The organism is Algihabitans sp. (assembly GCF_965226985.1).
Lineage (GTDB): Bacteria > Pseudomonadota > Alphaproteobacteria > Kiloniellales > DSM-21159 > Algihabitans.
In genome coordinates, this window is record NZ_OZ245712.1 from 2304849 (window position 1) to 2330394 (window position 25546).

At 67.2% G+C, this 25546-nt stretch carries 23 protein-coding genes; 6 read left to right on the plus strand and 17 right to left on the minus strand.

Going from position 1 to position 25546, the window contains the following annotated elements:
• Positions 1 to 112: 112 nt before the first annotated feature.
• Positions 113 to 910, plus strand: a complete 798-nt coding sequence (locus ACO054_RS10605) for a DUF429 domain-containing protein (protein ID WP_421706541.1) — start codon at positions 113 to 115, stop codon at positions 908 to 910.
• Between the two features lie 34 nt (positions 911 to 944).
• Here ACO054_RS10605 and ACO054_RS10610 read toward each other — a convergent pair whose 3' ends face one another.
• Positions 945 to 1751 (minus strand): 3-hydroxybutyrate dehydrogenase, encoded by an 807-nt coding sequence (locus tag ACO054_RS10610; protein WP_421706542.1) that lies wholly within the window; start codon positions 1749 to 1751, stop codon positions 945 to 947.
• 140 nt (positions 1752 to 1891) lie between these two features.
• Between ACO054_RS10610 and ACO054_RS10615 the strand changes: the two genes are divergently transcribed.
• On the plus strand, positions 1892 to 2119 hold the full coding sequence (locus tag ACO054_RS10615; RefSeq protein WP_421706543.1) for a hypothetical protein: 228 nt from the start codon (positions 1892 to 1894) through the stop codon (positions 2117 to 2119).
• A gap of 66 nt (positions 2120 to 2185) precedes the next feature.
• Here the strand turns inward: ACO054_RS10615 and ACO054_RS10620 are convergent, their stop codons facing one another.
• On the minus strand, positions 2186 to 2368 hold the full coding sequence (locus tag ACO054_RS10620; RefSeq protein WP_421706544.1) for a DUF1192 domain-containing protein: 183 nt from the start codon (positions 2366 to 2368) through the stop codon (positions 2186 to 2188).
• A 101-nt stretch (positions 2369 to 2469) separates the two neighbouring features.
• Between ACO054_RS10620 and ACO054_RS10625 the strand changes: the two genes are divergently transcribed.
• Positions 2470 to 3483 carry an NAD(P)H-quinone oxidoreductase gene (locus ACO054_RS10625; RefSeq protein WP_421706545.1) on the plus strand — a complete coding sequence of 338 codons (1014 nt, stop codon included), beginning with the start codon at positions 2470 to 2472 and terminating at the stop codon, positions 3481 to 3483.
• A 9-nt stretch (positions 3484 to 3492) separates the two neighbouring features.
• Here the strand turns inward: ACO054_RS10625 and glpK are convergent, their stop codons facing one another.
• Entirely contained in the window at positions 3493 to 4986 is a 1494-nt protein-coding gene (gene glpK / locus ACO054_RS10630; RefSeq protein WP_421706547.1) for a glycerol kinase GlpK, read from the minus strand.
• Positions 4987 to 5111: 125 nt separating this feature from the next.
• Positions 5112 to 5900: an AraC family transcriptional regulator gene (locus tag ACO054_RS10635; RefSeq protein ID WP_421706548.1), complete on the minus strand. Its 789-nt coding sequence runs from the start codon at positions 5898 to 5900 to the stop codon at positions 5112 to 5114.
• Between the two features lie 173 nt (positions 5901 to 6073).
• Between ACO054_RS10635 and ACO054_RS10640 the strand changes: the two genes are divergently transcribed.
• Together ACO054_RS10640 and ACO054_RS10645 are read left to right on the plus strand one after the other, a co-directional pair.
• Complete coding sequence (locus ACO054_RS10640) at positions 6074 to 6526, plus strand: (2Fe-2S)-binding protein (RefSeq protein WP_421706549.1); 453 nt, start codon at positions 6074 to 6076, stop codon at positions 6524 to 6526.
• A gap of 1 nt (position 6527) precedes the next feature.
• Positions 6528 to 8762, plus strand: a complete 2235-nt coding sequence (locus tag ACO054_RS10645; protein ID WP_421706550.1) for a molybdopterin cofactor-binding domain-containing protein — start codon at positions 6528 to 6530, stop codon at positions 8760 to 8762.
• 8 nt (positions 8763 to 8770) lie between these two features.
• On the opposite strand, the gene ACO054_RS10650 is transcribed toward ACO054_RS10645, so the two are convergent.
• The 10 genes from ACO054_RS10650 to ACO054_RS10695 form a co-directional block, all read right to left on the minus strand.
• A complete protein-coding gene (locus ACO054_RS10650; RefSeq protein ID WP_421706551.1) occupies positions 8771 to 9547 on the minus strand; it encodes a carbon-nitrogen hydrolase family protein in 777 nt (258 codons plus the stop codon).
• Positions 9544 to 10347: an ABC transporter permease gene (locus ACO054_RS10655; RefSeq protein WP_421706552.1), complete on the minus strand. Its 804-nt coding sequence runs from the start codon at positions 10345 to 10347 to the stop codon at positions 9544 to 9546. The genes ACO054_RS10650 and ACO054_RS10655 overlap by 4 nt, the downstream gene beginning before the upstream one ends.
• Positions 10344 to 11210, minus strand: a complete 867-nt coding sequence (locus ACO054_RS10660) for an ABC transporter permease (protein ID WP_421706553.1) — start codon at positions 11208 to 11210, stop codon at positions 10344 to 10346. Before ACO054_RS10660 ends, ACO054_RS10655 begins: the two co-directional genes overlap by 4 nt.
• Positions 11207 to 12250 carry an ABC transporter ATP-binding protein gene (locus ACO054_RS10665; RefSeq protein ID WP_421706554.1) on the minus strand — a complete coding sequence of 348 codons (1044 nt, stop codon included), beginning with the start codon at positions 12248 to 12250 and terminating at the stop codon, positions 11207 to 11209. Before ACO054_RS10665 ends, ACO054_RS10660 begins: the two co-directional genes overlap by 4 nt.
• 59 nt (positions 12251 to 12309) lie before the next feature.
• Positions 12310 to 13410, minus strand: coding sequence for an ABC transporter substrate-binding protein (locus ACO054_RS10670; RefSeq protein ID WP_421706555.1), 1101 nt, complete (start codon positions 13408 to 13410; stop codon positions 12310 to 12312).
• Positions 13411 to 13528: 118 nt separating this feature from the next.
• Positions 13529 to 14416, minus strand: a complete 888-nt coding sequence (locus ACO054_RS10675) for a dimethylarginine dimethylaminohydrolase family protein (protein WP_421706556.1) — start codon at positions 14414 to 14416, stop codon at positions 13529 to 13531.
• 35 nt (positions 14417 to 14451) lie between these two features.
• Positions 14452 to 15090: a sarcosine oxidase subunit gamma gene (locus ACO054_RS10680; protein ID WP_421706558.1), complete on the minus strand. Its 639-nt coding sequence runs from the start codon at positions 15088 to 15090 to the stop codon at positions 14452 to 14454.
• On the minus strand, positions 15083 to 18055 hold the full coding sequence (locus ACO054_RS10685) for a sarcosine oxidase subunit alpha family protein (RefSeq protein WP_421706559.1): 2973 nt from the start codon (positions 18053 to 18055) through the stop codon (positions 15083 to 15085). The genes ACO054_RS10680 and ACO054_RS10685 overlap by 8 nt, the downstream gene beginning before the upstream one ends.
• Complete coding sequence (locus ACO054_RS10690; protein WP_421706560.1) at positions 18052 to 18360, minus strand: sarcosine oxidase subunit delta; 309 nt, start codon at positions 18358 to 18360, stop codon at positions 18052 to 18054. The genes ACO054_RS10685 and ACO054_RS10690 overlap by 4 nt, the downstream gene beginning before the upstream one ends.
• 15 nt (positions 18361 to 18375) lie before the next feature.
• Positions 18376 to 19626, minus strand: coding sequence for a sarcosine oxidase subunit beta family protein (locus tag ACO054_RS10695; protein WP_421706561.1), 1251 nt, complete (start codon positions 19624 to 19626; stop codon positions 18376 to 18378).
• Positions 19627 to 19739: 113 nt separating this feature from the next.
• Between ACO054_RS10695 and ACO054_RS10700 the strand changes: the two genes are divergently transcribed.
• Positions 19740 to 20690, plus strand: coding sequence for a LysR family transcriptional regulator (locus ACO054_RS10700; protein ID WP_421706563.1), 951 nt, complete (start codon positions 19740 to 19742; stop codon positions 20688 to 20690).
• Positions 20691 to 20699: 9 nt separating this feature from the next.
• Here ACO054_RS10700 and ACO054_RS10705 read toward each other — a convergent pair whose 3' ends face one another.
• The 3 genes from ACO054_RS10705 to ACO054_RS10715 all read right to left on the minus strand — a co-directional run bounded on the left by ACO054_RS10705 (position 20700) and on the right by ACO054_RS10715 (position 25544).
• Complete coding sequence (locus ACO054_RS10705; RefSeq protein WP_421706564.1) at positions 20700 to 21593, minus strand: MBL fold metallo-hydrolase; 894 nt, start codon at positions 21591 to 21593, stop codon at positions 20700 to 20702.
• Between the two features lie 201 nt (positions 21594 to 21794).
• Positions 21795 to 22286, minus strand: coding sequence for a YtoQ family protein (locus ACO054_RS10710; RefSeq protein WP_421706565.1), 492 nt, complete (start codon positions 22284 to 22286; stop codon positions 21795 to 21797).
• Between the two features lie 57 nt (positions 22287 to 22343).
• Positions 22344 to 25544, minus strand: a complete 3201-nt coding sequence (locus tag ACO054_RS10715) for an efflux RND transporter permease subunit (protein WP_421706566.1) — start codon at positions 25542 to 25544, stop codon at positions 22344 to 22346.
• Positions 25545 to 25546: the final 2 nt, after the last annotated feature.

Here is a 25546-nt window from a genome sequence, read left to right on the forward strand (position 1 = left end):
AGATCCCGATTATGACCTGTCATTGTGCCATCGCCCGTCACTACAGCCAGTGCGAAAGCCTTTATGCGACGGACGGAACGCGGACGCGACGCAACGACATCCGCCGTCCGTCTTGCCGGAGCGACCGAAACCGGCCCAATCTGAGGCGTCGAAACAGACCGGCAGGGGACGACCGATCGTTCGAGGCGAGATACTGACGCTGGGGCTAGACGGCTGCCGGGCCGGTTGGATCGTCGCCGCCTGGCTTGGCCCCGGGTCCGCGCCCCGCTTCCAATTACTTCGCCACTTCTCTCAGGCTGCCGTCACGACGGGCGATCTGGCCGGCGCACGGCAAATCGCCATCGACATCCCCATAGGGCTGCCGGACAGCGGACGCAGGGCCTGCGATCTGGCGGCGCGGGCCGCCCTGCCGCCCGGCGCGCGCAGCCGCGTCTTTCTAGACTTGCGGCGCCCCCAGATCCGCTACCTGCCGGCCGACTATCCGGGCGCCAACGCCTGGAGCAAGACAGACGGCAGCGGCCTGAGCAAACAGGCCTGGTTCATCCTGCCCAAGGTGGCCGAGGTGGACAGCGCCCTGACCCCCGAGGATCAGACGCGGGTGCGGGAGGTTCACCCCGAAGTGGTCTTCCACCGACTGGCCGGTGGGCTGTTGCTGCCCTCGAAGAAGACGCCTGAGGGACGGAAGATCCGTCTGCAGCTCCTGGCCGAGGCTGGGCTGGCGGTGGAGGCCGGCTGGGATCGACAGTTTCCGCGCAAGGAAGTGCAGCTCGACGACCTGATCGACGCCGCCGTCTGCGCTCTGGCAGCCAGACGAATCCTCGACGGCAAGGCGAAAGCCCTGCCGCTGGACGGGCTTGCGGGGGCTTCCGGCCGCGACAGCCGCGGACTGGCGATGGAGATCTGGGCCTGAAACGCCCCCTCTCGCGCATAGCCTCGCGCAGAGCCTACTGCGCCACCCAGGCACCGTCGACCGGCAGGGAAGCACCGGTCATGTTGTCGGCCGCCGGTGAGCAGAGGAACAGGGCCACGCCGCCGATCTGCTCCTGTGTCACGAATCGCTCGCTCGGCATGCGTTCGCAGACCAACTGACGCTTGGCCTCGTCCTGGCTCAGGCCCTGCTCGGCCGCCTTGGCATCGACCTGCTTCTGGACCAGCGGGGTCAGAACCCAGCCGGGACAGATCGCATTGCAGGTCACGCCGCTGGTGGCCGTCTCCAGCGCGGTGACCTTGGTCAGACCGATAACGCCGTGCTTGGCGGCCACATAGGCCGACTTCTGGGCCGAGCCCACGAGACCATGCACCGAAGCGACATTGAGAATGCGCCCCCAGCCCTTGGCCTTCATGTCCGCGACGACCAGACGGGTCGTGTGGAAGCAGGCCGTCAGATTGATGGCGATAATGGCGTCCCAGCGGTCGACCGGAAAGTCCTCCACCGACGCGACATGTTGAATTCCGGCGTTGTTGACCAGGATGTCGATCCCGCCGAAACGCGCCTTGGCGTCGGCCACCATGCCCTCAATGGCGGAGGCATCGGACATGTCGGCGCCGTCGTAGGCGGCCTCGACCCCGTAGGTATCGGCCAGACGGCTGCGCTGGGCCTCGATCTCCTCGGCGGGTCCGAAGCCGTTGAGCAGAACGTTCGCGCCGGCACCGGCCAGGGCCTCGGCAATGGCTAGGCCGATACCGCTGGTCGAGCCGGTCACCAGAGCGGTCTTGCCAGTCAGCGATGCAGTAGCGGGCGATGCGGGCACGGGTGTCCTCCCTTTCAGGCTGCGAGGTCGGGGTGAAGTTCGACCGCTGTCGTACCCCGGACCGACCCGGGAAGACCAGTCGTCATTGTGCGCATGCGAAGACGTTGCCTCTCGCCGCGCGAATCGCCAGAGTGCAGCCCATGCAGCCTTGGATCGCCTGGATCATCCTGCTGGCCGGTTGGGCCTTGCCGCTTCTACACGTGGCCCTGTCGCCGCGTAGTGGGGCCTGGCTTCCGCCGCCCGGCGGCAACTGCCCGCTCGGCCCCCGGGTCGGCTGGCTGACCCTGGTCCTGCTGCTCGGCCCCATCGGTTGGGCGCTCTACATGAAGGCCCGGCGGACAAGGCAGCGGTCGGCACATTCGGCCTGACGGTTCGGCTGCCTGACCGATCACGGCCTTACTCGTGCAAGAGCGGCTGTCGGAACACGAGTCGGTCTAGCTCTTGAACAGCGCGTCCGCCGTCGTCTGATAGTCGGTTTTCGCCGCGATCTTGGCGCGCACGCGCTCGGCCTCGCCCTCCAGCTCCGCCAGGTAGTCCTGCAGTTCCTCGACGCCTAGGAGATCCAGATCCTTGGGTTTGGCGATCGGCTTGCGCGGTTCGAGATCGTCGGTGTCCATGGCGCTCGCTCCTTGCACTTGGCTGAGGCCAAGTCTAGAGCAGGCAGCCGTGGCTTCGCAAAGCCGAGTCCAATGCCGTGTTTGGGGGAGAAGACCGCATCATGACCAGCCTGCCGACCGAGATGACCGCGATCGAGATCGCCGAGCCCGGCGGGCCGGAGGGATTGCGCCCGACCCGCCGCCCCCTGCCGCAGCCGGGTCCGGGCGAGGTGCTGATCCGGATCGCCGCCGCCGGCGTCAATCGTCCCGACGTTCTGCAGCGCAAGGGCGCCTACCCGCCGCCGCCCGGCGCCTCCGACATTCCCGGTCTGGAGATCGCGGGCGAGGTGGTCGCGCTGGGCGATCAGGTGACCTCTCTCCATCAAGGCCAGCAGGTTTGCGCGCTGGTCACCGGCGGCGGCTACGCGGAATACTGCGTCGCCCCCTCCGCTCAATGCCTGCCGCTGCCCCAGGGCCTGTCGGCCATCGAAGGCGCCGCCTTGCCAGAAACCTTCTTCACGGTCTGGTCGAACGTCTTCGACCGCGGCGGCCTGAAGGCCGGCGAGGCCTTCCTGGTCCAGGGCGGGTCCTCGGGCATCGGCACGACGGCGATTCAGTTGGCCAAGGCCTTCGGCGCCAAGGTCTTCACGACGGCAGGCAGCGCCGAGAAATGCCAAGCCTGCAAGGACCTGGGCGCCGATCTGGCAATCAACTACCGTGAGGCGGATTTCGTCGAGGCGATCCGGGAGGCCAACGACGGCCGGGGCGTCAATCTAATCCTCGACATGGTCGGCGGCGCCTACATCCCACGCGACGTCGACCTGCTGGAGCCCGACGGGCGGCTGGTCTTCATCGCCTTCCTGGGCGGCCCAAAGGCGGAGATCAATTTCCAGAAGGTGATGGTCAAGCGGCTGACGATCACCGGCTCCACGCTGCGGGCGCGCGACATCGGCTTCAAGGCAGCGATTGCCGCGCAGCTACAAACACAGGTCTGGCCCCTGATCGAGTCCGGTCAGGTCAAACCGCAGATCTACCGGACCTTCCCCTTGGAGCAGGCGGCCGAGGCCCATGCGCTGATGGAGTCCTCCGCCCACATCGGCAAGATCATGCTGACGGTCGCAGCCCAGCGGTCCTAGTCCGCGTTCCTAGTTCGTCAGGGTTCGCCTGACCGCGTCGTGCCAGAGAGCCAGCCGCCGGTCGCGCAGGTCGGCGGCCATCTGCGGCTCGAACCGGCGGTCCAGCTTCCAAGCTTCGGCGAATTCGCGCTGGCCGGGCCAGACACCGGCGGCATGACCGGCCAGCCAGGCCGCCCCCAGCGCGGTCGTCTCCAGAACCTGCGGCCTGTCGACCGGCGCGCCCAGGATGTCGGCCAAACGCTGCAGGGTCCAGTCGCTGGCGCTCATGCCGCCGTCCACGCGCAGCACCAAGTCCTTGTCCAGGGCACCGTCGGCACGGATCGCCTCGATCAGGTCGCGGGTCTGAAAGGCGACGGCCTCCAGTGCCGCCAACGCCAGTTCCTTCGGCCCACATCCGCGCGTCAGTCCAAAAATCGCGCCCCGCGCCTCGGCATCCCAATGGGGTGCGCCGAGCCCCACGAAGGCCGGTACCAGGATCACCTGCTGTTCGGGGTCGGCGGTCTCGGCCAAGGCCGTGCTGTCCGCCGCCGTCTCGATGATGCCGAGGCCGTCCCGCAACCACTGGACGGCCGCGCCGGCGACGAAGATCGAGCCCTCCAGGGCGTAGGTGGTTCGGCCGTCCAGGCGATAGGCCACGGTGGTCAGCAGGCGGTGGCTGGAAGTAACCGGCCGCTCGCCAGTGTTGATCAGAGCGAAGCAGCCGGTGCCGTAGGTCGACTTCATCATGCCGGTCTCGAAACAGGCCTGCCCCACGGTGGCCGCCTGCTGGTCGCCGGCGACGCCGCGGATCGGAACGGCTGCACCCAGCAGCGCCGGATCGCAGCTTCCGAAGTCGTCGGCACAGTCCTTCACCTCCGGCATCATGGCGGCCGGGATCCGCAGCAGCGCCAGCAGTTCCTCGTCCCAGACCTGGCGGTGGATGTCGAACAGCAGCGTGCGGGCGGCATTGGTGGCATCGGTCAGATGCCGCGTGCCGCCGGTCAGACGCCAGATCAGGAAGCTGTCGATGGTGCCGAAGGCCAAGTGGCCGGACTCCGCCGCCGCGCGCGCGCCCTCCACCTGGTCAAGCAGCCAGGCGACCTTGGTGGCCGAGAAGTAGGGATCGAGCAGAAGCCCGGTGCTGGCGGTGAAGCGGGGCTCGTGCCCGGCCTGCTTCAGCTCGTTGCAGAGCCCCGCGGTGCGGCGGTCCTGCCAGACGATGGCCCGGTGAATCGGCTTGCCGTCGCGCCGGTCCCAGATCACCACGGTTTCCCGCTGATTGGTGATCCCCAGTGCGGCGATCTGCCCGGCCTCCAGCCCCGCCGCAGTCAGGGCGCCGCGCGCCGTGGCGAGCGTGGAGTCCCAGATCTCCTCGGCGTCATGCTCGACCCAGCCGGCGTGGGGAAAGTACTGCGGGAACTCCTGCTGCGCCTGGCCGAGGTTCGTGCTGTCTGCGGCGAAGACGATGGCGCGCGTCGAGGTGGTGCCCTGGTCGATCGCCAGGACAGGAGCTTCGCGACTCAAAGTGGGCCTCCCTGATGATGCCGCGCCTTCGCCCCGCCTTTCGTGAAACGGTGCCGGCGCATCTTCACGTCTTCCGACCTAGCGCGGAACGGCGCCGGCCCGCAACCGTGAGACTGCCGACCCCATCAGAGCCCGGCCGCGACGTCCGGCCGGTCGAAGTAGGCGCTGGGCGGCACGCCCAGCGCCTTCTTGAACATGGTCGTGAAGCTGCCGGGTGTGCGGTAGCCGAGGTCGAGGGCAACCGTCGTGACGGGATCGCCTGCGGCCAAACGTTCGAGCGCGACGACGACACGGAGTTGCTGTCGCCAGGCGGTGAAGGACATGCCGGTGTCGGAGAGGAAGCGGCGCGCCAAGGTGCGCTCGCTGACGTGCGCGACCTGCGCCCAACCACCCAGGGAGCGCTCGTCGGCAGGGTTGGCGCGCAGCGCCTGCATCACGCGCCGCACCCGCGCGTCCTTGCCCTCCGGCAAACTCAAGGGACTGGCGGGCAAGGCAACCAGACGGTCCAGCAAAACCCGGATCATGCGGGCCTCCGGCCCCTCCGCCGCGTAATCCCAGGGAAGCTGGGCGGCCGCCCGGATCAACTCACGGGTCAGCGGGTCGACCTGAACGACGGTGCAGCGCGACGGCAGGTCATCACAGAGGGCCTGGGCGACGAAAATTCCGCGAAAGGCAACTTCACGTGGATACCAGGCCCCGTGCGGCGTCCCGGGCGGCACCCAGACCGCGCGGTGCGGCGGCACGACGAAGAGCGCGGAGTCGGTCTCAACCGACACGCAGCCGCGCTCGGGATAGATGAGTTGCCCGCGCGCATGGCTGTGCCGTTCCACACGCCGAGGGCCGGGGTGATCCCAAACTTCGCCGACGACGGGGTTGGCCGCTTGGTCGGCGGGATGAGGCGCCAGGCCCGACATGGCCGATCTTCCGAAGAAGTTGTCTGAGTTTGAGAAGATAGATGGGGTGGCGAGCCCCAGATGAAAGCTCAAGCCGAAACGAGGCGGACCGGCTCATTCAACGAACGCGGGTTCCGTTTGCTCGAGAAGCCCAGCGTTCGTGAGGCGAAACGCCCGGATTGCAGGAGAGCGGAATGACGCAGTTCATCGTGAATGGCGAAGCGGTCGAAAGCGACGCAGCCCCGGATACGGCGCTGCTCTGGGTTTTGCGAGAGCACCTGGGGCTGACCGGCACCAAGTTCGGCTGCGGCGCCGGGATGTGCGGCACCTGCACGGTGCATGTCGACGGCCAACCCACCTTCTCCTGTCTCACCCAGCTTGCGGACGTTGCGGGTCTGGAGGTGACGACCATCGAAGGTCTGTCGCCCGAGGGCGAGCACCCGCTGCAACAGGCCTGGATCGCGGAGCAGGTGCCCCAGTGCGGCTACTGCCAATCGGGGCAGATCATGCGGGCTGCCGCCCTGTTGGCCGAAACGCCGGATGCCGACGAGAGCGAGATCCGCGAGGTCATGAGCATGAACCTCTGCCGCTGCGGCACCTATAACCGAATCGTTCGCGCCGTGCAGCGCGCCGCCCGGGAGGTGTGAGATGACCCGCTCGACAAGCATCGACAGTCAGCCGAGTTTTTCCCGCCGCACCTTCCTGGGCGGGTCGGCCGTCCTGAGCTTCGCGGTCGGTACCGCCGGTATTACGCAAGTGGCCTGGGCGGCCGCCGACGGGGCCGCGAACGAAGAGCTGGAGCCCAACATCTGGGTGCGGATCGCCGCCGACGACAGCATCACCATCGTCTTTCCCTCGACCGAGATGGGTCAGGGCAGCTTCACCGCCCTGCCGGTCATCCTGGCCGAGGAACTGGACGCCGACTGGGATAAGGTCCGGATCGAGCAGCTCAGCCGGGACGACCGCGCCTTCGGCAACCCGCTGTTCGGCGGCGTGCTCTACACGGCCGGCAGCACCGGCGTGTCCGGTTACTTCGATTCTTTGCGCAGGGCTGGGGCCCAGGCGCGCCGTCTTCTCCTGCTGACGGCGGCGGACCACTGGTCGGTGTCGCCCGACTCCCTGACCACCGAACCGAGCGCCGTCGTTCATGCGGCAAGCGGCCGGCGGATGAGCTACGGAGAGATCGCAGCCCTGCGGCCCGCCACGCAGACGGTCCCGGAGATCGCCGACGAAGATCTGAAGCCGCGCAGCGCCTACCGTCTGATCGGCCAGAGCGTGCCGCGCCGGGACGTACCGGCGAAGAGCCGTGGAACCGAGATCTACGCCATCGACGTGCGTGTCCCCGACATGCTCTACGCGACGGTGTTGCGCGCGCCGGTCGAGGGCGAACAGCCCTTGGAGATCGACGAGACCGAGACCCTGGCGGTGGCCGGCGTTCTGCAGACCGTGACGCTGCCGGACGGGGTCGCCGTGGCGGCGGAAAGCCTGGAAGCCGCCCTGGCCGGGCGGGATCGCCTGCGGGTGGTCTGGAGCGAAACCTCCCCGGCGCGCGCCTTCGACAGCGAGGCCGATCTTGCGAACTACGCCGAGGCAGCCGCCGATTCGACCCATGAAAGCGCACCCTGGCGGTCCGAGGGCGACGCGGCGGCGGCGCTGGCCAGCGCCGACCGGATCCTGGAGGCCGACTACCTCTCCGACTACGCCTACCACGCGCAGATGGAGCCGATGGCCGCCGTCGCCTCGGTCGATGCGGACGGCAAGGGAGCCGAGGTCTGGGCCGGCACCCAGACGCAGAGCTGGACCATGCGGACGATCACGGAGCTGCTGGAGACCACGCCCGAACGGATCCGCCTGCACATGATGACCATGGGCGGCAGCTTCGGTCGGCGCACCGCGCTGACCCAGGAGTACCTGCGCGATGCCCTGCTCGTCTCCAAGGCCCTGGGCCGTCCGGCAAAAGTCGTCTGGACGCGCGAGGACGACGTGAAGTTCGGCTGGTTCCGTCCCGCGGCCGCGCAGAAGCTGCGGGCCGGCCTGACAGCCGACGGCCGCCTCGCCGGCTGGCACCACCGCGTCGCCACGCCGTCCGTGATTGCCTATTTCAACCCTCTGCGCTGGGAACAGGTCGATCCCAGCGACATCATCTCCATGCGCGGCGCCGAAAGTAAGTTCTACGGCATCCCCGATTTCCTGGCCGAGCATGTCATCACCGAGCGCCGTGCGCGGCTGGCGCCCTGGCGCGCCATCGGGGCCAGCTACACCAGCTTCGCGGCGGAGGCCTTCATGGACGAGCTGGCTGAGGCGGCCGGCTTGGATCCGCTAACCTTCCGCCTGCAGCTGGTCCAGGACAACCCGCGCGGACGCCAACTGCTGGAGCGGGTGGCCGAGATGGCCGGCTGGAACGACCGACCTCAAGGCGGCAGCGAGGAGCGGGCGATGGGTCTGTCCTTCGCCGGCTACGGGGACACCATGGCTGCCGGGATCGCCGAAATCTCGCTCGACCGCGACAGCGGACGGATCTCGGTTCACCGTTTCTGGACGGCGGTCGACGGGGGCCTGTTGATCTCGCCCGACAACGCCCAGGCCCAGGTCGAGGGCGGCGTGATCTACGGTCTTGGCAGCGCTCTGCGCGAGCGCATCACCATCCGCGACGGCGAAGTGGAGCAGAACAACTTCTACGACTACGAAATCCTGCGCGCCAACGAGGTGCCAGAGATCGAGGTGCAGTTCCAGGTCAGCGACGGACCGCCGACAGGCATGGGCGAAGTCGGCACCCCCATGACCTCGGCGGCGGTGGCCAACGCCTTTTATGCCCTAACCGGCAAACGGCTGCGCCACCTGCCCTTCACGCCGGACCGGGTGCTGGAGGCGTTGGCGAGCTAGAGCGCCCTCTAAGAATAGAGGTCGCGACGCAGATCCGCGAGATAAGGATTGATCTCCCGAAGCCGGGCAATGGCCTGCCGGTCGATCTCGGCGATCATCAAGGCCTCGCTCCGGTCATCGGCCCGGCACAAGGCGATACCGTCCGGCCCGACCAGCGCGGATCGGCCGACGTAGGTCAGGTCGCTCTCGCTTCCCACCCGGTTGACGTAAGCGACGAAGATACCGCTCTCGTATGCGCGCGTGGGGACTACCGTCTCGGCTACGATGTCGTAGGGTGCCATCAAGGCGGTCGGAACGGCGACCAGATCCGCGCCCGCTTCGGCCAGCGCACGTACGGCCTCCGGAAACTCCACGTCGTAGCAGATCAGCAGCCCGACTTTCAGGCCGTCCAAGTCGAGCAGCGGCGGCCGCTCGGGTCCGCGCGCGAAGTGCGTCCGCTCCCCTGCCCCGAAAAGGTGCGTCTTACGATAGACGGAGCGGGTGCCGTCGCGTTCGACGAAGAGCGCGGCGTTGTAGACCGCCCCTCCCGCCGCTTCTGGAAAGCCGTAGAGCAGCGCCAGCCCGAAGCGGGCCGCAATCTCGGCGGCGCGGTCGGCGGACGGCCCATCGACCGCCTCTGCCAAGGCCTCGGTGCGGTCGCCGATATTGTAACCCGTCAGGAACATCTCCGGCGCGATCAGCAGGCGCGCGCCCTGGGCTGAGGCTTCGGCGGCCTTGGCCTCCAGCAGATCCAAGTTGCCGCTCACGGAGCCGGTGCCGGCGGTCTGCAAGAGGGCGACCTTCATCTGTCCTGCCCCTGCAGGGCGCCCAGCAGCCGAGGCAGGTTGCCGAAGCGCGCGACCAAGCCGAAAACCAGCAGCGCCACGGCGACGAAGACCACGGCGACGGCCGCCATCACCGGCGTGTAGCCGTAGCGCAGCGAGTTGAAGATCTTGATCGGTAGGGTCTCGACCGTGAAGCCGGCGACCATATAGGCGACGATGTACTCGTTCAGACTCAGCACGAAGGCGAAGGCAAAGCCACTGACGATATAGGGGCGCACCAGCGGAAAGATCACGCTGCGGAAGATCTGTCCGGGCGTCGCGCCCATAGTGGCCGCCGCCTCCACCAGCCCCCGGTCTATCGACTGGAAACCGAGGGTGATGGTCACCATCGGCAGGGTCACGAAGAAGATGGCGTGGCTGATCACCACAGTAACGAAGTCGCCGTAGAACCCGACCGTCGCCCAGAAGGCCAGAAAGCCGAGTGCGGAGATGACCGGCGGCAGCACGAAGGGTGCGGTGCCGAGGGTGTAGAGCGCCGCCGCGTAACGCACCCGCCAGCGCCAGAGGAAATAGGCCAGCGGCAAGGCGATGGAGACCGCCAGGGTCGCGGAGAGCAGCGCGATGGACACCGAATTCAGAAGCGCGCCCGACCAGCCGTCGTCGCGCAGGATGTCGGCGAACCACTGCAGATTGAAGCCGCGCGGCGGGAAGTAGAGCACGCGGCCCTCGTTCACGGCGACACCGGCGATCACCAGGAGCGGCGCGGCCAGCACCAGCCCGATGGCGCTCATGAAAATGCGGATGCCCCAGATGCCGATCATGCCGCCGCCTTCCTGCGCCCCAGCAGCAGCGTCAGGCCAACCAAGGCCAGGCTCACCAGCATCAGGAAGATCGCCATGGCGGCGCCGAACGGGAGATTCGATTGGAGGACCGCCTGATCGGTGATCATCACGGAGATGGTCCAGTGCTGCGGTCGGCCGAGCAGCTGCGGCAGCAGGTAGATTCCCAAGGTGAAGACGAAGGCGAGGATCAGGCCGGAGAGAATGGCGTTGCGCGACGCCCCCACCACAACGGTGAAGAAGGCCCGCAGCGGCGAGGCCCCCATGGTCATGGCCGCCTCGACCAGCTCGCGGTCCAGACGCACCAGCGTCGGAAAGAGCAGCAGCACCGTGTAGGGGAAGGCCAGGTAGCACATGCCGATCAGCAGCGCCGCGAAGCCCGGCGACCAGCTTTCCGGCTGCTCCAGCAGGCCGACGGCCACCAGCAGGTTCGACAGGCCGGCCGACCGGCTGAGCAGCGTCGACCAGGCGAAGCCGACGATCACCTCGGAAAGACTGAGGACCGACAGCAAGAAGACCAGCCAGACGATCTGCCGCCGCCGCTCCAGTCGGGTCAGCAGGTAGGTGAAGGGAAAGCCGAGCCCGACGCAGATCGCCGCCGCCAGGGCGGAGAGCCCCAGCGAGAAGCCCAGGACATTGCCGAAGAAGGCCGAGAGAAAACGCGCGTAGTTGTCGAAGGTGAAGCTCGGGTCGTAGAAACCGCCCGGCACCCGCTGAAAGAAACTGACCGTGACCATGATGCCGAAGGGCACCACGAAGAAGACCAGCAGCATCAGGGCCGGATAGAGCACCGGCGCATGATCGCCCAACGTTTTGGGACGCGCGCCTGAGGCCAGCGAGCTCATGCGGCGAAAACCACGATGGCCTCGGCCGGCAGCTCCACCGTAACCCGGTCGCCGCTGGCGAAGAGCGGGTCGCCCTCCGGAATATCCACGGCGACCAGACGCTGGCCGGCGCAGTCGACGTGAGTCTCCACCGTCTGTCCGACGTCGCGCACGAAGACCACCTCGCCGGGCAGGCGGTTGGCCCCCTCCGTCCCGGCGGCGCCGAGACGCAAGTCTTCGGGCCGGATCGACGCGGTCACGGCCCCGCTCTCCGGCCCGCCGGAGACGGAAACCTCGCCGCCCGGCAGCTCGATCCGTCCGCCGCCCCGCGCACGGCCCTCCAGCAGGTTCGAGGTGCCGATGAAGTCGGCGACGAAAGCGTTGGCCGGATTGCGATAGATCTCCATGGGGCCGCCGACCTGCTGTACACGGCCCCTATCCATGACCACGATGGTGTCGGCCATGGTCATGGCCTCGCGCTGATCGTGGGTGACCAGGATCGTGGTGATCCCGAGCCGCCGCTGAAGCAGCCGCAGTTCCACCTGCAAGGCCTCGCGCAGCTTCGCGTCGAGCGCGCTCAAGGGTTCATCCAGCAGAAACAGCCGCGGGTCGACCGCCAGTGCCCGCGCGATGGCGACGCGCTGGCGCTGGCCACCCGACAACTGCGAGACCTGGCGCTCCGCGATATCGGGGAGCTGGATCAGTTCCAGCAGCTCGGCGACCCGCGCGCGCTGCGCCGCCCGCTCGGTGCCCCTGACCGAGAGCGCGTAGGCAATGTTCTCGGCCACGCTGAGGTGCGGGAAGAGCGCCAAGGACTGGAAGACCATGCCGAAACCACGCTTGTGGGCCGGCAGATCGGTGATGTCTTCCCCGTCCAGCTTCAGGCGCCCGTCGCTCGGCGCCTCCAGCCCCGCGATCATGCGCAGCAGGGTGGTCTTGCCGCAGCCGGAAGGCCCGAGCAGGCAAACGAAGGAGCCTTCCGGAACCGCCAGGTCCACGCGGTCCACCGCCGTCACCGCGCCGAAGCGCTTGACGACAGACTCTAGACGAAGCTCGGCCATTGGGGACTAGCGCGCAGGGCGGCCGCGCCGGCGGCCGCCCCCTCTACGGATCGCTGTCATCAGCTGGTGATCGTCTCGATCCACTGCTGCTCCAGCCAGTCGCCGCGCTCCACATACATCCGGTAGTTCGGGACGATCGGCGGGATGTCGCTGGCCACCGCCGAGAATTCTTCGTCGGTCAAGTCCAGCAGATCGCGCTTCACGGTCGGCGCGGTGCCGACGTTGCGAGACAGCGACGCCTGGATTTCGGGCTGACACATGTAGTCGATGAAGACATGCGCCTCCTCGATCATAGTGGAGGCGCGGGTAACGGCCCAGCTTCCGGAATCGTTCACGCCGCCTTCCTTCGGGAAGGTTGAGCGCACCGGGAAGCCCTCGGCCGCCGCGAGACCGGCCACGTCGTGGTAGTACTGGCCCATGGGGATCTCGCCGGTTTGCAAGGCCTGCTGGAACTGCCCTTCATCGCGGTACCAGAGCTTCACGTTGGGCTTCAGTTCGGCCAGCTTTTCCAGCACCTGCAGGATGCCCTCCTCGCTTCCCAGGATCTCCTGACCGCCAAAGTGGGTCTCTGCGGTGATCTCCAGCAGGAAGGAGTTGGTGGCCAGGGCGAGCAGCCCCAGGCTGTCCCGCTTGTCCTCGGCCCACATGTCGGCCCAGGAGGTCGGCGCCTCGGCGAAGACGTCCGTATTGCTGACCAGCGTGATGTACCAGGCCACCGCGCCGATGCCGTCGATGCGTCCGTCCGGATAGGTGTGGACGAACTGGTCGAGCAAGTTTTCCATATGCGGCAACTTGGACTCGTCGAGCGGCACCCAGAGTTCGGTCGACTGCCCCTTCAGCATCGGCGTCTGCGCCATCATGTTGACGTCGGCCGGCGCCCGGCCCGCGCGCGCCGCCTGCTCGAGCTGAACCAGCCAGGCTTCGCCGGTCGGCTCAGCCACCGACTCCACCTCGATACCGGTCGCGGCGGTGAAGTCCGGGAAGATGAACTTGTCGAAGGAATCCTGGAAGTAGCCGCCGTAGACGCCGACCTTCAACGGCTCGGCCGCGCGAGTCCGGATGGCCGGTAGTCCGACCGCCGCGACGCCGGCGGCGGCGCCAAGGCCGCCCAAAACCGTACGGCGGTTGACGCCGCCCGGCAGTTTCCTTGTCTTGGTCATGACTTCGCTTTCCCTGTTCGTTGTGAGCGTCGCGCGCTCTTGGATCCGACGTTACGAAGAATGCTTCGCCGGCTCAAGATGTTGCACTGCATATAAACGGTGTTTTGGGATGCAATCGCTAGAGCGGATCGCGCAACAGCGGCATGGTCATGCAGTGAACGCCGCCGCCGCCACGGGTGAAAAGGTCGAGCGGCAGCTCGATCACCTCGATCCCCTCGGCCTTCATGGCGGCGTTCGCCGCCGTCGCATGGGCGGCCGAGATCACCCGGTCGTCCCCCAGCGCCAGCACGTTGCAGGCCATGGTCATGGCGTCCTTGTAGCTGACCGGAATGACCCGGATCTGCCGAGCCTCCAACCAGCCCAACAGATCGTCGTCCAAAACCTCCCGGCAGGCCAGCGCCAGGGACGGCGTCACCATGGAGAAGAGCACATCCAGATGCAGGAAGTGCTCCGGGAAAGGTTGCAGCCGCACCTCCCAGCCCTCGGCCTCGAACCAGTCGGCGAACTGGCGCGCGCCGGCAGCGTCGGTCCGCTCGCCGGAGTGGCCGACCAGCAGCAGGCCGGGCCGAATGATGTGGATGTCCCCGCCCTCCAGGGTGCCGCGCGTGGAGTAGCGCCAGACGCCGTCGGCCTGGCCGTAGAAGTCGATGACGCTGGCATACTCGCCACGCCGCTGGGGCCGGAAGAGTTGGGTGATCACCGGCCCCCAGGGCGTCACCTGGGAGGAATCGCGCGTATAGACCTGGTAGGGCAAATGCGCCTCTGTCTGGCTATAGCGGCAGACAACCCCCGCGTTCTCCAAGGCCGCCACCAAGCCATCGTACTGCGCTACCAGATCCGTCCGGGTCGGCACCTTCGTCCCCTCGTCCAGGGTCTTCCGGGCAATGCTGTTGGTCCGCTGCCAGGCATAGTGGTCGGGCGGGCAAAGCAGCACCTCGCGCAGCCGCCCTGTCTCCGAGTCCACACGCCACCTATGCTCCATCGCCCACTCCTGTAGCTCAAACATCTTTGCTTGTTCGATTCGAAAGGCGCGATCCTGCCCTAACCGGCGGACTCGGTCACCTCGTAGCCGAAGCGGCGCGCGCGCCCAATCAGCCAATCCCAGAGACTCTCGGCGAAGGCCCGGGCCACCACGATCTCGAAGACCGGCCCGGTCTCCGGACTCTCGTCACGCAGGATCAGGGTCACGGCGATGTGGCCGAGTAGCGTCGCGGCCCCGGCCCCGACCGGAAAGACCTCCGGCGCGAGATCGATTGCCGTGCCGAAAGCTAGGAGATCGCAGGCTTTGGGTCCGGTCAAGCGGATCACGGCGCGGCCATGGCTGTTGTCCACGACGGAGGCGGTTTCGCCGAGCAGGGCCCGCAGCTCTTTCGCCAAATCATCGTCCGGCCGGTCTTCGGCGAAACACACCAGACTGTCCGGCGCGCTGTGCAGAACCAGAACGGCCTCGCCGACCCAACGCCCCGGATCCGGCAGATGGCCGAAACGCCCAGCGATCCGCTGCGCCATCTCCGCAGCCGCACCACGCCGTGCCTCGACCATCACAATGGAGGGGGCCGGCGCCACATTGAGCAGGATGCCCACCTCCCCCTCGACCTCGACACGGGTCGGCAAGGCGATACCGGCCAGAGGGCCAAGTCGGCGCACGGCGCCGGGCTCAGAGACACCGTTATCAGGCATGGAGACGCTCGTGCTCGGGATCGACGAAAACCGGGTCGCAGACCAGGCCGCGATAGAGCCCCTCGCGCAGAGGATCGTAGATTGTCACCTCCTCCCCCAGCCGCTCCCGCCCGCGCTTGAGGAAGGCCAAGCCGATCCAGGACTCCAAGGTCGGCGAGTAGGCGACAGAGGCGAGAAAACCCTGGTCGGCCTCGACCGAAGGCGCTTCGCCCGGCGTCAGCAGGTGCGCGCCGGCGCGCAGCTTGGCGCCCCGGCTGGTTGGTTTGACTCCAATCAGCACCGGGCGTTCCGGGTCCTCGAAAGCCTCCCGGCGGCAGAGGGCGCGTCCGATGTAGTCCTTCTTGCCGGACAGCATCTTGCTCAGCCCCAGATCCTGCGCGGTGGTTCGGCCGTCCAGCTCACCGCCGGCCGGATGGCCCTTCTCAATGCGCAGGGTCGAAAGCGCTTCGCCGCCGTAGGGCTGAATCCCGTAGTCCGCGCCGTAGCGCAGCAGCGCGTCGGCCAATTCCTCGCTGTAGTCCGCCGGCACCGCGATCTCATAAGCCAGCTCGCCAGAGAAGGAGATGCGGAAGAGCCGCGCCGGCAGACCGCCGAGCAGCGTCGTCTCGGCCGCCGCCAGAAAGGGAAAGGCCTCGTTGGAGACGTCGAAGTCGTCGAGGACGCGCTGAAGGACGCGACGCGACTGCGGCCCGGCCAGAGCCACCTGGCCCCACTGATCGGTGACGGAGGCGACCTGCACGTCGAGGTTCGGCCAGAGCGCCTGCAGGCAAAACTCCAGATGCGCCATGACCGGGCCGGCGTTGGCGGTGGTCGTGGTCATGAGGTAGTGTCGCTCGCCCAGACGGCTGGTGGTGCCGTCGTCGAAGACGAAGCCGTCCTCACGCAGCATCAGCCCGTAGCGGGCCTTGCCGACCGGCAGCGTCTTCCAGCCATTGCAGTAGACGCGATTGAGAAGCTCCGCCGCGTCCGCGCCCTGGATGTCGATCTTGCCCAGGGTGGAGACATCGCAGAAGCCGACGCGGGTGCGCACGGTCTTCACCTCGCGGCACATGGCGGCGAACCAGTCCTCCCCGCCGCGCGGATAGTGGGAAGGGCGCATCCAGGCCCCGGCCTCGATCATCTCCGCACCCTGGCGCAGCATCCAGCGATGCAGCGGCGAACGCCGGACCGGCCGGTACTCGGGCCCGACATGCGGCCCGGCCAGCGCACCCAAGGGAACCGGCACGTAGGCCGGGCGGTAGGTGGTCGTCCCCACATCGGGGATCGGACGGCCGGTGACCTCGGCCAGGATCGCCAGACCGTTGACGTTGGACAGCTTGCCCTGGTCGGTCGCCATGCCCAGCGTGGTGTAGCGCTTCATCAGTTCGACCGAGCGGTAGCCCTCGGCGACGGCCAGAGGAATGTCCTTGGTCGTGACGTCGTTCTGGAAATCGACGAAGGCCTTGCCCTTGGACTCCTTGACCCACCAAAGCGGCGTGACCGCGTAGGGCTCCTCCGGACAGGCCGGCGCCTCAACCTCGGGCATCGCACGATCCAGATCCTGACAGACCGACGCGACGGCGGCCAAGGCAGACTGGAAACAGCCGGCCGTCGTCATGTGCCCCGCCGCCGTGCCCGCGACGCGCAGGCCAGGACCGACATCGCTCGGCACGAAGGCCGAAAGCTCTTCGTCCCAAATCGGCTTGGCGCCGCGATGGCAGGTGAGATGGAGCGTAGGGTTCCAGCCGCCCGACATCAGCAGCGTGTCGCATTCTAGCGTGACCCGCCGCCCGTGCGCCCGCTCGACGATGTCGATAGCTCTCAAGCCGGGGCTGCCGAGGGCAAGACTGCCTCGGGTGTCGGCCACCACCGACTGCCGCCAGACCCGGCACTCCAATCCCTGATCGGACGGCACTTTCGGTCGCGCATCTACCACTCCGGCCAGGGCGACACCGGCGGCTTGAAGGTCTCGGGCGACCCGATAGCCGCTGTCGCCGTTGATGAAGAGCGCGACCTTGCGGCCCGGCGCCACCCCGTAGCGCGCCACCAGCGCCTGACCGGCGGAGGCGAGCTGCACGCCGGGGCGGTCGTTGCCGCCGAAGACCAGCGGCCGTTCCTCCGCGCCCGCACAGAGCAGGGCGCGGCCGGCTTGGATCCGCCAGTAGATCAGCCGAGGCTCATGCGCGGGGGAAGCCGGTAGATGGTCGGCGACCCGCTCCAGCGCCCCGAAGCCGTTGCCGTCGTACCAACCGAACACCGTGGTGCGCGGCAACAGCCGCACCTTGGGCGCAGCCTCCAGCTCCGCGAGAACCTCGTCGCGCCAGGCCAGCGCGTCCTGCTCGCCCAGCGGCGTCGAGCGGCAGAGCAGACGCCCGCCCGCCTCGGGCTGGTCGTCGGCCAGGATCACCCGCAGTCCCGCACGGGCAGCGGCCTGGGCGGCAATCAGGCCGGAGGGTCCGGCGCCGATCACCAGCAGGTCGCAGTGCAACGTGCCCTTCTCGTAGCTGTCGGGATCGGGCGCGTGGCTGCCCCGTCCCAGGCCGGCCGCACGGCGGATCAAGGGTTCGTAGACCCGCTCCCAGAAGGCCGCCGGCCACATGAAGGTCTTGTAGTAGAAGCCCGCCGGCAGAAAAGGCGAGAGAAGCTGGTTCACCGCACCGATATCGAAGCGGCGGGACGGCCAGGCATTCTGGCTGCGCGCCTCCAGGCCGTCGTAGAGTTCGACCGTCGTCGCCCGGCTGTTGGGTTCGCGGCGGGCGCCGCCGCGCAACTCGACCAGGGCATTGGGCTCGGCCGGACCGTCGGTCAGCAGACCGCGCGGGCGGTGGTACTTGAAACTGCGGCCGAGCAGCCGGACGCCGTTGGCCATCAGCGCGCTCGCCAAGGTGTCGCCGGGGTGACCCGCGAAAGTCTGCCCGTCGAAGGTGAAGCCGAGACGCCGACCGCGGTCGATGCGCCCGCCGGTTTCCAGGCGATAGCCGCTCACGATCCGTCCCTTCCCGTCGCGTCCCTCCCCGTCGCGTCCCCCCCGGTCAACGCATCGCGGGCCAGTTCCACCGAGAGAATTTCATGGCTGGCGGTATCGCGCTCCACCACCAGCCAGGCGCGGCAACCGCCGACGTGCTGCCAGAACTCGCGGTGCCGACCGCGTGGGTTGTCGCGCAGGTAAACGTAATCGTGCCACGCCTGGGGATCGGCCTCCGGACTGTCCGGGCGCTTCGGCGTCGCGTCCCCAAGGATCGTAAATTCCTCGCTCGGGCGGAGGCCGCAGAAGGGACAGGGAATCAGCATTGCCGTCCGCTCCCTTTAGTGCACGTTGGGGCGGGCGCCGCCGCCGCGCTCGTCGATCACCCCTCCGCTGCGAAAGCGGTCGAGTCGGAACTTGGCGTTCAGCGTATGCGGCGCGTCCTTGGCGATGGTGTGTGCGAAGCACCAGCCGGAGGCCGGCGTTGCCTTGAAGCCTCCGTAGCACCAGCCGCAGTTCAGGTAGAGCCCCTCCACCGGCGTCTTGTCGATGATCGGGCTGCCGTCCATCGACATGTCCATGATGCCGCCCCAGGACCGTAGCAGCCGCAGGCGGGAGACGCCTGGCACCATGGCCACGCCAGCCTCGACGACATGCTCCAGGATGGGCAGGTTGCCGCGCTGGGCGTAGGAGTTATAGCCGTCGATGTCGCCGCCGAAGACCAGCCCGCCCTTGTCCGACTGGCTGACGTAGAAGTGGCCGGCACCGTAGGTGACGACCTGATCGATGTAGGGCTTGACCGCCTCGCTGACGAAGGCCTGCAGAACGTGGCTTTCGATCGGCAGCTTGAGCCCCGCCATGGCCGCCGTGCGTGAGGAGTTGCCGGCCGTGGCCAACGCCAGCTTGCCGCAGGCGATGCGGCCGCGCGAGGTCTCGACACCGGTGACCCGCCCGCCCTCGACCGAGATGCCGGTGACCTCGCAGTTCTGCAGCAGATCGACGCCACGGCTGTCGGCCCCACGGGCGTAGCCCCAGGCGACCGCGTCGTGGCGCACCGTACCGCCGCGCTGCTGCAGCAGTCCGCCGTGGATGGGGAAGCGGGCGTTGTCGAAGTCGAGGAAGGGCACGAGCTCGCGCACCTGCGCGCGGTTCAGCAACTCCGCGTCGATCCCGTGCAGCCGCATGGCCGTGCCGCGCCGGGCATAGGCGTCGCGCTGGGCATCCGAATGATAGAGATTCAGAACCCCGCGCTGGCTGACCATGGCGTTGAAGTTGAAGTCCTGCTCCAGCCCTTCCCAGAGCTGCATAGACTTCTCATAGAACTGCACGTTGCCGTCGAGCAGGTAGTTGGAGCGCACGATGGTGGTGTTGCGACCCACGTTGCCGGAGCCGAGATAGCCCTTCTCCAGCACCGCGACGTTGGTGATGCCGTGGTCCTTAGCCAGGTAGTAGGCCGTCGCCAAGCCATGACCGCCGCCGCCCACGATCACCACGTCGTAGGAGGGCTTCGGCGCGGGCTCGCGCCAGGCAGGCGTCACGGCGTCCAACCCGCCGAAGGCTTGTTTCAAGATGGAATGCCAGCCGTAACGCACGTCCCAGCGACCTCCTGCAGACGCTCACAATCCTTGTGATAGAGCAAGTCTCCTGGGTAGAGCACAATTCAAGCAGAATTGCAGATTAAGTTCGCAATAGCTTATCTTCTGTTATGGACCTCAACAGCCTAAAGCTCTTCGCGACGGTGATCGAGGCGGGCTCCATGAGCCGGGCGGCCGCTCGGCTCGGCATCAGTCAGTCCGCCGTGTCCCAGGCCGTGAAGGCCCTTGAGGCCAATCTCGCCGCCGAGCTGCTGGACCGCAGCCGCAAGCCGGTGCGGCCGACCGCGGCCGGCGAAACGCTCTATGGGGAGAGCCGGACTCTGCTGGCCGATGCCGAGCGCCTGCGCGCGCTGGTCGGGCGCACCTCCGGTCAAGGCCTCGCCCGCCTTCAGCTTGGCCTGGTGGACTCGATCTGCGCCGCCGTCGGCCCAGGGATCGTGCCGACGCTGGATGGGCTGGCTCAGGTCTGGTCCCTGCAGGCCGGCCTCAGTCACGAAATCGTCGACTCCTTCCTGAACCGGGCGCTCGATCTCGCGGTCATCTCGGAGCCGGTTCTACCGCGCGGCCTGCCCTTGCTACAGGAGGAGATCTGCCGTGAGACCTACCTGCTGGCCGTCCCGAAGAGCTATGCCGGACCGCTGGATCGGCTGGAGCGTCTTTGTTCCGAGGTCGACCTGATCCGCTATTCGGCGCGCTCGGCGATCGGGCAGCAGATCGACCGCCATCTGACGCGCCTGCGCCTGACACCGCCTCGGCGGATGGAGTTCGACGACGCCGAACCGACCCTGGCCATGGTCGCGTCGGCCCGAGGCTTCGCCATCACGACGCCGCTCTGCGTGCTGCAGGGCCAGACCTGGCTGCCCCGGATCCGCCTGGCCCCCCTGCCCGGCCCGCGCCTGACCAAGGCCTTCCTGCTAATCGCCCGAGCGGGCCGCTGCGACCTAGAAGCCGAAGCGTTAACCGCCGCCTGCCGCCGCAGCCTGCGCGACGAAGCCCTGCCTCGTGCAGCGAAGCTGGACCCGCTGCTGGCCCAGTGCCTGACCGTGCCGCCAGAGAGTTGATTGGCGAACCTAAAGCGCGTCGAGCGGGATCTTCAGGTAGCGGGTCCCGTTGTCCTCGGGCGGCGGCAGGGTACCGGCGCGCATATTGACCTGGATCGATGGCAGGATCAGGCGCGGCATGCCTAAGGTCGCGTCGCGGGCGCTGCGCAGGGCCACGAAGTCCGCCTCGGTGACACCGTCGTGGACGTGAATGTTCCGGGCCCGCTCCTCCGCAACCGTGGTCTCGTTGGCGACCTCGCGGCTGCCGTTGGCGCCGTAGTCGTGACACATGAAAAGGCGCGTCTCCGGCGGAAGGGCGAGCACCCGCTTGATCGAGCGGAACAGCGTCCGGGCATCGCCGCCGGGAAAGTCGCAGCGAGCCGTGCCGGAATCCGGCATGAAGAGCGTATCGCCGACGAAGGCCGCATCGCCGATCACATGCACCATGCAGGCCGGCGTATGCCCGGGCGTATGCATGGCGAAAGCGGTCATGCCGCCAATCTCGTAGGTGTCGCCGTCCCGGAACAGGCGGTCGAACTGGCTGCCGTCCTGCCGGAAATCGCTGCCGGCGTTGAAGACCTTACCGAAGGTCTCCTGCACCTGAACGATCTTCTCGCCGATCCCGATCCGGCCGCCCAGCCGGCTCTTCAAGTAGGGTGCGGCCGAGAGGTGATCTGCATGCACGTGGGTTTCGATCAGCCAGGTCACCTCGAGACCCTGGCGCTCGACGGCGGCGGCGATCTCGTCGGCCGAGACGGTCGCCGTGCGCCCCGAGGCCGGATCGAAGTCCAGCACGCAGTCCAGGATGGCGCAGGCTTTCGAGCCGGGATCCTTGACGAGATAGCTGAAGGTGTTGGTTGCCGCTTCGAAGAAGGTCGTGACCTCGGGTTTGACCGAGGTGTCGACCGGATAGGTAAGTTCCATAACCCAGTTTCCGCCGGTTTGCGCTGATCGGACGTTCTCGCTCGCGACTGCTCGGAGAGAGCCGCAGCCGATAGCCCTTCTACGCCAATCTACCGGACGATGACTTGCGTCACATCAATATATTCGAATGTTATCATGTTTAAACCCTGCGCGCTGGCGACCTTGAGCGCTGCGCACAGGGCTGAGGGACGTGAAACGATCCTACTCTGCGGCGGCTTCCTGCTCCGACGACTGCGGCAGCTCGCCCCGGATCACGTAGGCCAGGGCCTGCACCACCTGCTCCGGTGCGCGCGCCACGGCGTTGGCGGCGGCGTCCACTTCCTTCAAGGCGTGGTCGTGCTCCGGCGGATGCAGGGTGATGATCGGCTTGCCCAGCGCCGCCGCGTAGCCGGCATCGAAGGCGGCGTTCCACTGCTTGTACTTCTCGCCGAAGCGCACGACCACCACATCGGCCTCGGCCAACAGCCGGCCGGTACGGATCGCATTGAGCTGCGCACCTTTGCGGTCGTGCCAGATCTTGTTCTCCTCGGCCCCGAAGATGGCGACACCGCAGTCGTCGGAATCCTCATGCACCGTTACGGGCGCCGTCAGCTCCACCGGAAGCCCGGCTCGAGTCACGCCCTCGGCGATCCGCTCGCGCCAGTCGCTGTGGATCTCGCCCGAGAGATAGATTTTCCACGTCCGTCCGCTCATAGGTCCTCTCCCCGTCTTTCTGTCGTTAGAGCGCCAGAGGTGGGGTCTGCCGCGCGATTAGTCATCCCCCGGCGCGGCCTGAGGCACGGTACCACTCGGTGCCGTCTGCGTCTTCGGCTCGATACTGCGGTCTGGGAAGATCAGCCGCAGGACCACATAGAAGACCGGCGTCAGGAAGAGTCCGAAGAAGGTGACGCCGAGCATGCCGGAGAAGACGGCCGTACCCAAAGCCTGGCGCATTTCGGCGCCCGGACCGGTCGCGATCATCATCGGCACGACACCCAGGATGAAGGCGAAGGCCGTCATCAGGATCGGGCGGAGACGCAGGCGGCAGGACTCCACGGCCGCGTCGATGGCCGAGGCGCCCTCGGCCTGAGCCTGACGGGCGAACTCCACGATCAGGATGGCGTTTTTGGCCGCCAGGGCAACCAGAACCACCAGCCCCACTTGGGTCAGAATGTTGTTGTCCATGCCGCGCGTCATCACACCGATCATGGCCGAGAGCACGGACATCGGTACGATCAGGATGATGGCCAGTGGCAAGACCCAACTCTCGTATTGCGCCGCCAGCACCAAAAATACGAAGAGCACGGAGAGCAGGAAGATGAAGACCGCCGTATTGCCGGTCTGCCGTTCCTGGAAGGCCAGCTCCGTCCACTCGAAACTCATACCGCCGGGTAGGACCTGAGCCGCCAGGTCTTCCATCGCGTCCAGCGCATCTCCGGATGAGACTCCGGGTGCGGCCGACCCCTGCACCGGAACGGAGGTATAGAGATTATAGCGCTGCACCAGGTCGGGGCCCGAGCGCAGTTCGACGTTAGCCAGCGTGCCCAGCGGCACCAACGCACCGTTCACAGAGCGGACCTTGAGCTGCTCGATATCCGCAATATCCAGGCGGTGCGGCGTGTCGGCCTGGGCGCGCACCTGGTAGACCCGGCCGAAGGCGTTGAAGTCGTTGACGTAGGTCGTGCCCAGATTCATCGACAGCGTTTGGAAAATACTGTCGATCGGCACGTTCAGCATCTGCGCGCGCACCCGGTCGATGTCCAGGTAGATCTGCGGGCTGGAGGCGCTGAAGGTGGTGAAGACCTGCTGAAGGCGCGGGTCCTGGTTCGCCATGCCGACCAACTGGTAGGCAGACTCCAGCACGCGGCGCATATCGGCCGTATTGAGTTCCTGAAGCTGAATCTTGAAGCCGCCCGCGGTGCCGATACCCTGCACCGGCGGTGGCGGAATGGCGATGATGAAGGCCTCCTCGATCTGCTGCAGGGCGCCGAACAGCTGGCCGATGATGGCATCGGCCGGCTGGTCGTTGGCCAGACGCTCCTCGAAGGGCTGGAAGGTCGCGAAGATCACACCGGAGTTGGTGGCGTTGGTAAAGGTGGCACCGGAGAAGCCGGCGAAACCGACGGCGTTGAGCACGCCCGGCACCTCCCTCACGATCTCGGAGGCACGCAGCAGAACTTCGTCTGTCCGGTTCAGCGAGGCGCCATCGGGCAGCTGTACCACGACGATGGCGTAACTCTGATCCTGCTGGGGAATGAAGCCTCTTGGCACGCTGTTGACCGCCTGAACGGTCCCGAACAGCAGACCGGCGAAGACCAACAGCATCAGCAGCCGCATCGCCTTGCGGCCCACCAGCGTTCGAACCCCGCCCGCATAACCGCCGCTGAAACGGTCGAAGCCGCGATTGAAGCGGTCGCCGGCCCAGAGCAGACCGCGGGTCAGGAAGAACTTCGGCCGCGGCGCATCGTGCGGCTTCAGCAGCAGCGCGGCCAGCGCCGGCGAGAGCGTCAGCGAATTGAAGGTGGAAATCACCGTGGAAACCGTGATGGTCACGGCGAACTGCTGATAGAACTGGCCGCTGATGCCCGGAATGAAGGCGACCGGAACGAAGACCGCCAGCAGCACCAGCGACGTTGCGATAATCGCCGTGCCGACCTCGTCCATCGTGCGGTGCGCGGCTTCACGCGGGGTCAGTCCCTCGCGGATGTTTCGCTCCACGTTCTCGACCACCAGGATCGCGTCGTCGACCACGATACCGATTGCGAGAACCAGGCCGAAGAGCGTCAGCATGTTGATCGAGAAACCCATGGCGCTCATCGCCAAGAAGGTTCCGATCAGCGACACGGGGATGGCAGCGACCGGAATCAAGGCTGTGCGCCAAGACTGCAGGAAGACCAGGATCACCAGCACGACCAGCAGCAAGGCTTCGAAGAGGGTCGTGTAGACGGCGTCGATGGACTCCGAGATGAACTCGGTCGGGTTGTAGACGATCTCGTAGTCCAGACCGGGTGGGAAATCCTGCGAGACGCGCTCCATGATTTCCCGGATCTGGTCGGCGGTCTGCAACGCATTGGTGCCCGGCCGCTGGAAGATACCCAGCGCGACCGCCGGTTTTTCGTTCAGATAGCTGTTGGTGACGTAGTCGCGTGCGCCCAGTTCGACGCGTGCCACGTCCCACACGCGCACGATGCGCCCGTCGTCGGTGGCATTGACGATGATCCGCCGGAACTCGCGCGGATCGGAGAAGCGCCCCTGAGTGGACACCGTCACCTGGAAGGGCGTGCCGTCTGGCGACGGCGGCGCACCGATGGCGCCGCCGGTGACCTGAACGTTCTGTTCCTGCAGCGCCTCGATGACGTCGGCGGCGGTCAGGCTGTAGGCCGCCAGCCTGTCGGGGTCGAGCCAGACGCGAATGGAGAACTCGCGCTCGCCGAACAGGCGGACGTCGCCGACCCCGTTAAGTCGGACGATTTCGTCGCGGACGCGGGTGCGCGCGTAGTTGGAAACGTAGAGCTGGTCGTAGCTGTCGTCGGGCGACAGCATGTGCACGACCATCATGATGTCGGGCGACGACTTGCGGGTGGTCACGCCCTGGCGACGCACCTCCTCAGGCAGACGCGGCTCGGCAACGGCAACACGGTTCTGAACTAGAACCTGCGCCTGATCCAGATCGGTCCCCAACGCGAAGGTGACGGTGATCTGCACCTGCCCGTCGCTGGTCGAGTAGGAGGACATGTAGATCATGCCCTCGACACCGTTGATCTCCTGCTCCAGCGGCGTGGCTACCGTCTCCGCCACCGTCTCGGCGTTGGCGCCGGGGTAGCTGGCGCTGACCACCACGTTCGGCGGTGCGATCTCCGGGTACTGGGAGATCGGCAGCGCGAAGAAGGCGATCAGCCCCGTAACCACCGTGACGATGGACAGGACGGTCGCGAAGATCGGACGGTCGACGAAGAAGTGGGCGAAGTTCATGG

Coding starts and splice junctions, on each gene's coding strand:
- ACO054_RS10615 (WP_421706543.1), top strand. CDS start 1,892: ATGCAGCCTTGGATCGCCTGGATCATCCTGCTGGCCGGTTGGGCCTTG.
- ACO054_RS10620 (WP_421706544.1), bottom strand. CDS start 2,368: ATGGACACCGACGATCTCGAACCGCGCAAGCCGATCGCCAAACCCAAG.
- ACO054_RS10625 (WP_421706545.1), top strand. CDS start 2,470: ATGACCAGCCTGCCGACCGAGATGACCGCGATCGAGATCGCCGAGCCC.
- ACO054_RS10635 (WP_421706548.1), bottom strand. CDS start 5,900: ATGTCGGGCCTGGCGCCTCATCCCGCCGACCAAGCGGCCAACCCCGTC.
- ACO054_RS10640 (WP_421706549.1), top strand. CDS start 6,074: ATGACGCAGTTCATCGTGAATGGCGAAGCGGTCGAAAGCGACGCAGCC.
- ACO054_RS10645 (WP_421706550.1), top strand. CDS start 6,528: ATGACCCGCTCGACAAGCATCGACAGTCAGCCGAGTTTTTCCCGCCGC.
- ACO054_RS10650 (WP_421706551.1), bottom strand. CDS start 9,547: ATGAAGGTCGCCCTCTTGCAGACCGCCGGCACCGGCTCCGTGAGCGGC.
- ACO054_RS10655 (WP_421706552.1), bottom strand. CDS start 10,347: ATGATCGGCATCTGGGGCATCCGCATTTTCATGAGCGCCATCGGGCTG.
- ACO054_RS10660 (WP_421706553.1), bottom strand. CDS start 11,210: ATGAGCTCGCTGGCCTCAGGCGCGCGTCCCAAAACGTTGGGCGATCAT.
- ACO054_RS10665 (WP_421706554.1), bottom strand. CDS start 12,250: ATGGCCGAGCTTCGTCTAGAGTCTGTCGTCAAGCGCTTCGGCGCGGTG.
- ACO054_RS10670 (WP_421706555.1), bottom strand. CDS start 13,410: ATGACCAAGACAAGGAAACTGCCGGGCGGCGTCAACCGCCGTACGGTT.
- ACO054_RS10675 (WP_421706556.1), bottom strand. CDS start 14,416: ATGTTTGAGCTACAGGAGTGGGCGATGGAGCATAGGTGGCGTGTGGAC.
- ACO054_RS10680 (WP_421706558.1), bottom strand. CDS start 15,090: ATGCCTGATAACGGTGTCTCTGAGCCCGGCGCCGTGCGCCGACTTGGC.
- ACO054_RS10690 (WP_421706560.1), bottom strand. CDS start 18,360: ATGCTGATTCCCTGTCCCTTCTGCGGCCTCCGCCCGAGCGAGGAATTT.
- ACO054_RS10700 (WP_421706563.1), top strand. CDS start 19,740: ATGGACCTCAACAGCCTAAAGCTCTTCGCGACGGTGATCGAGGCGGGC.
- ACO054_RS10705 (WP_421706564.1), bottom strand. CDS start 21,593: ATGGAACTTACCTATCCGGTCGACACCTCGGTCAAACCCGAGGTCACG.
- ACO054_RS10710 (WP_421706565.1), bottom strand. CDS start 22,286: ATGAGCGGACGGACGTGGAAAATCTATCTCTCGGGCGAGATCCACAGC.
- ACO054_RS10715 (WP_421706566.1), bottom strand. CDS start 25,544: ATGAACTTCGCCCACTTCTTCGTCGACCGTCCGATCTTCGCGACCGTC.